The sequence below is a fragment of the Nakamurella sp. GG22 genome, assembly GCF_052976845.2.
In genome coordinates, this window is sequence record NZ_JBRIIO020000071.1 from 1 (window position 1) to 1,547 (window position 1,547).

General features: G+C 71.6%; 1 protein-coding gene. It reads right to left on the reverse strand.

Annotated elements, in window-relative coordinates; genetic code table 11:
* Window positions 1–19: 19 nt before the first annotated feature.
* On the reverse strand, window positions 20–1,547 hold a 1,528-nt coding region (locus ACVBEQ_RS28030; protein ID WP_447156726.1), incomplete at its 5' end, for a DUF222 domain-containing protein.

The window sequence follows — 1,547 nt, forward strand, 5'->3', positions numbered from 1 at the left end:
GCAGTCGGTGATTAAGCTATTAAGCGCCCGGTTCATCGAGCACGAATCGATTGTGGTCGAAGGGGTCGCGGTGGTCGATGTCGCAGCGCCAGGCGGGTTGTCGGCAGGACGGGAATTGGCAGGTGGTGTTGATCGCGGCAGTCTGGTCGCGGAGGTCTTGGCGGGGTCGGTAGGTGAGGTGGCCGGCTGTGCGGGCGGCTCCGGTGGTCGGGTCGGTGCTGATCGCGGTGATGGTGGCGGCGGAGGCGGCGATGCTGCGGGCCAGGCCGGCGGGGATGGCGCCGTATCCGGCGAGGCTGCCGGGGTGTTGGTCGTGCCCGGCCAGGGTGCTCAGGGCGATGGTGACCGTGAGGTGGGGTCGGCGGCCTTGCCGGGTGAAGCTGCGACCTGAAGTCTCTGTCGGTGCGGGCACGCGCGGGCCGTTGTTCCTTGCCGGACCGGGTGTTCCGTTGTTCGCCGCGGCCCCGTTTGCTGCGGCCTCGGAAGGTGCGTTGCTGATGTCGTCGGTGAACCCGGTCGAACCGGTGGTGCTGATGCTCGGGTCGGCGTCGTCCCGATTGCCCTCGCCGTTGCCGAGTCCGCCGGCGGGTCCGGTCTGGGCGGTGCCGGTGCCGCCGGTGGTGTTGGCGCGGTGACCGGTGCTGGTGCTGTTGTTGGTGCGTGGGCAGGGTTGGCCGTGGTCGGGCAGGGGGGTGCTGAGGTAGTGGGTGAGGTCGAGGTGGCCGTGGGTGAGGAGTTGGTCGGCGATGTCGACCAGGGCGTCGATGCGGCGGGCGCCGATGCCGCGGTTGTCGCCGATGGTGCCGGCGGTGCCGGTGGCGAGCAGGTCGCTGATTTGGAAGATTTTCACGGCGGCGTCGGCGGGTAGGAACGCTTTGAGGGTGGCCATGGCGTCGGGGTGGGCGGTCATGGCCAGGTCGCGGCGGGCGGCGGCGTGGTCGTGGCGGTCTTGGGCGCCGTCGGGGTCGACGGTGATCACCGCCAGGCCGGTGAGTTCGCGTAGTTCGCTGGTGCTCAGGGCGCCGGCGGTGGGCAGCACCAGTTGTTGGACGGCGGTGGTGTGGGCGGGGGTGAGTGGTTCGCAGTGTTCGGCGATGACCCGGGCTTTGCCGCGGTCCAGGACACCGGTTTGCAGGGCGTGCAGGGTGGGGGCGAGCACGGTGGTCATGGTGTCGGCGGCGCGGACCCGGATACCGCCGGTGACCGGGGCGATCCGCAGGGCGGCGGCGACTTCGGCGGCGGCCAGGGAGGTCGCGGCCTCCTCGATGTACGCCTGGGTGCTGGCGTCGTCCAGGTCGGTGTCGGCGCAGCGGTTCTTCTTCGCGAGCCGGGCGGCCAGCCGCGTCGGGTCGCCGGCGACGTAGGGCACCGCGAACGCGGCCATCAACCGCATCTGCACCGCGGCCAGCAGGGACATGGCCTTCTCCGCGGCCAGGATCGCGTCGATCAGTTCGGGGCCGGTCAGTGCGGTCGGGTCCACGGTGGAAAGCGCGGCCAACGACGCCGGTCCGGCGGGGCCGGTGGCGTGCCCGGCCCACCGCCCAGCC